3 protein-coding genes and 1 pseudogene are annotated in these 3,564 nt (G+C 44.1%); 3 read left to right on the top strand and 1 reads right to left on the bottom strand.

Annotated elements, in window-relative coordinates; all coding sequences use genetic code 11:
* The 3 genes and pseudogenes from R1Y93_RS11460 to R1Y93_RS11450 form a co-directional block, all read left to right on the top strand.
* Positions 1 to 783, top strand: a pseudogene (locus R1Y93_RS11460) (hypothetical protein); the annotation flags it as partial.
* A 72-nt stretch (positions 784 to 855) separates the two neighbouring features.
* Positions 856 to 1,668, top strand: a complete 813-nt coding sequence (locus R1Y93_RS11455; RefSeq protein WP_500822894.1) for a PP2C family protein-serine/threonine phosphatase — start codon at positions 856 to 858, stop codon at positions 1,666 to 1,668.
* A gap of 41 nt (positions 1,669 to 1,709) precedes the next feature.
* Entirely contained in the window at positions 1,710 to 2,942 is a 1,233-nt protein-coding gene (locus R1Y93_RS11450; RefSeq protein ID WP_500822893.1) for a hypothetical protein, read from the top strand.
* Here R1Y93_RS11450 and R1Y93_RS11445 read toward each other — a convergent pair.
* Positions 2,943 to 3,564, bottom strand: a 622-nt coding sequence (locus tag R1Y93_RS11445) for an N-acetylmuramoyl-L-alanine amidase family protein (RefSeq protein ID WP_500822892.1), incomplete at its 5' end; no start/stop codon positions are given.

Below are 3,564 nucleotides of genomic sequence, written 5' to 3'. Positions count from 1 at the left end.
GATCAGGCTTTTTCTGCTATTATCTTGAAAGCTTGTGCATATCGCCCGGAAGAACGGTATCAGACTCCTGAGGAGTTTTATCATGCAATGGATGATCTGCTGCATGGACGTATGGAGGCAGATCCGGAAAAGAAGCCAAAAGTAAATCCGGCGGTGGAAAGCGGATGCCTCAAGCCTGTGAAAAAGCATTCCAAATTATTTGAAAAAATCAAGTCAGGGTCAGGCGAAGTGAAACGAAGACCTGCTTTGTGGAGTGTACTGGCTGCCGGGATTGCACTGGCAGCTTGTATCATAACGATTTTATATGTAAGAAGCATGCTTGAAGAGAATCTTCCTTTACGCAAATCCAACCAGGTAGTAAGCATCCTGGAGGAAAATGATACACATACAGCGCAGGTTGATGATTTTTCTACTGCGATTGAGACTATCAAACAGCAGGCTTCGGAAATCGTCAATGAGCTTCCGGATTGCCAGGAAGTAGGGACAAAGGGTGAAAGATTAAGATATTATGATCAGAACAACAAGCTGGTAAAGGCTTTGATCTATCCGGAGATGTCCGATGACGGTGTTTATGAAGAATATTATTACTGGGATGAACGTCTGTTTTTTGCATATATATGGACAGATAGCAAGCAGGAATTATACTATTATGACAGAAGAGGCAAGTTGATCCGCTGGATTGATGCTGATGGGACTGTTCATGACAAAGAAACCGACAGCACAGAGTACAATAAGCGGGGAGAAAAATACTGGAAAAATTCTCTGGAGCAGTTTGACGAATAGAATAGTTTGACGAATAGAATAATAGAAGGATTGTAACTGTTCAGTATCTTTACAGTTACGAAGGACTATAGAATGAATTACGATATTGAGTATGCCTATGCTTGCCACAAGGGGAAGATACGCAGCAATAATGAGGACAATTTCTGGTGTTGTGGACACATGCTTCCTGAAATAAATGATGGATCTGGAGAAATTTCCGAAGAAAGGTGTTCCAGCCGGACATTTCCTGTATTGGCTCTTTTTGATGGCATGGGTGGCGAAAGCTGCGGAGAAGTAGCTGCAAAGCTAGCTGCAGAAAGGTTGGGCAGTTACTATCAAAGGAACAGAGCAAAGCTGAAACATCGGGCAGAAGAGTTTGTACAGGAAGCATGCAGGGAAATGAACCTGGCTGTGTGCAGTTATGCTGCAAAGAACCGTATCAGTACGATGGGAACAACTCTGGCAATGGCTGTTTTTGCAGGACAGAAGCTGTATGTGTGTAACGTAGGTGACAGCCGGATCTATCAGGAAAGAAATGGGGCCTTTTTCAGGATTTCTACCGACCATGTTCTGGGAAACGGGCTTTTGGGAAAAGCTCCTCTTACCCAGTATCTGGGGATTCCTGAGGATCAAATGGTGATCCAGCCTTCTGTGGTAGAAATTGATTGTCAGCCGGATACCAGGATCATGCTGTGCTCGGACGGAATCTCGGACATGCTTACAGAAGTAGAGATCCAGATGATCCTGAACAGGAGAAAGAATGCACCAGATACAGTCCATGATCTGATGAAGCTTGCACTTGAAAAGGGCGGTAGAGACAATGCAACTGTGATTCTCTGTCAGGTGCATGAAAGAAAGGTAAAAGGCTCCATAAGGGAAAGATTAAAGAAAGTATTGCAGCTGTAGGGAAATGCCAGGAAGCATTTAAATAAAGAAGGTGTTTGATCATGAATAATCGGATGAAGGATTTGGATTTTGAACAGACCGTTGTATTTGATACAGTTAAGGATTTTGAATTTACAAGGAAGGCAGCCCAGAGGTTTCGTCAGGTGGTTGAACTGGATAGCTTTGAAGAAAAGGATACGGAGGTAATCTTTCATTATCTTTATAAAGAGATGGAACTGGTATCCTTTGGAGATCATCTGAAAAGATATATTTATGAGCGGGCAGGGCTGGAAGAGCCTTTTGCACAGGTCCCGCAGGAGGTTTACAGGGAGATTGCATTAGAATCATTTAAAGAAACCTGTACACCTAAGTCAATGAATCCCACATCAACAAAGCTGCCGGCTCTTATAAATAACTGGCTGACACAGGCATCTGTGAAACGTGATACTGTATTCCTTTTAGGATTCGGCCTGAGGATGAGTGCAGGAGATGTGTCGGATTTCCTTACTTGTGTGCTGCGGGAGCAGGATTTTGATTTTTCAAATCCGGAAGAGGTGATCTACTGGTACTGCTATACCCATCATTACCTGTATGCAAAGGCACAGGAATATAAAGAAAAATACAAAGAACTGGTGCCGGTTGCAATACAAAATGATACAGCTGCTTATGGGGGCGGCCCTATGATCGATACAGAGGAAAAACTGATGGAATATCTGGCAGGACTGAAAGCTGGCTGGGTAGACCCCAGATCCGAGAAGAGCCAGGCATTTCAGGAATTTATGAGACTCCTGGAACAGGCAAAGCAGGTCATTGCTGATCTGTATCAGAAAGATGAAGATGAAAGAGGCAGGCACAGAAGATGGACGGCAGAGAATATTACACCTTCAGATCTGGAAAAGGTAATCTGTAATGGGATTCCTATCAACAAAATGGGAAATCTGAAAAAAATGTCTGCCTCCATTCTGGCAAAGCATTTCAGCCAGAAGCGTTTCAGCCGACAGAGGATCACAAACATCCTGAACCACAAATTTCCGGTAGAAAGATTTGATCTTCTTACTTTGGAGTTTTTCATTATTTCTCAAAAAATGCAAGATGAAGATCCTTATAAGCGCTATCACCATTTCATTGAAGAGAGTCAGAAGCTTCTGGAAAAATGTGGTATGAGCGATATATACATAGTCAATCCTTATGAATGCTTTCTTTTGATGTGTATGCTGACAGACTGTCCCCTGGCAGTGTTCTCAGAGATATGGGAGAAATCCTACGAGGGGACAGATGGGAAAAGCGAGGAATAATTATCTGGATATCCCAAAATAAGAATCAATACCATCGGCGATCCCTGTAGCCATGGTATCCTGGAAAGCGGTGTTACTCGTCTGGAGGTCATCGCTTTCATTTGTCATAAAGCCCATTTCAACGATGGTAACAGGCACAGTACTCCAGTTAATGCCAGTCATGTTATCCATGTACTGGACACCCAGACTCTTAAAGCCTGTAGCTTCGCAATAAGCATCCAGAATGCACTGGGAAAGACGGTTGGACTCGTCATAAAGCTGTGAAACGTAAGGATTCTGGGAAGATGGGGAGATGGTCAGTGCGCCGGAAGCAGTATGTGAACTGTCTCCATTGGCATGGATCCGCACATAAATATCAGCCCCCTGCTCCGCTACATACTGGGCACGCTCTTTATTACTGATGGCAGTGGAATTATCCGTCCTTGTAAGGACTACCTGGTATCCCCGATCCTGAAGGATATCCTGCAGCTTCAGGGACATATCCAGGTTCAGCTGATATTCTCCAAGGCCTGTGTAAGAACCCTGTGTACCACTGGTAGCCTTTGCCTTCATATCTAAGGAGCCTGGGCCGTTGGGTTCCAGGTCACTCATATCTACCTCGGGACCTTGATGACCGGGATCT

The sequence above is a fragment of the Blautia sp. HA3515 genome, from assembly GCF_059933065.1.
Note: the sequence above shows the minus strand (reverse complement) of the source record. Positions and strands in the feature narration are given on the sequence as shown.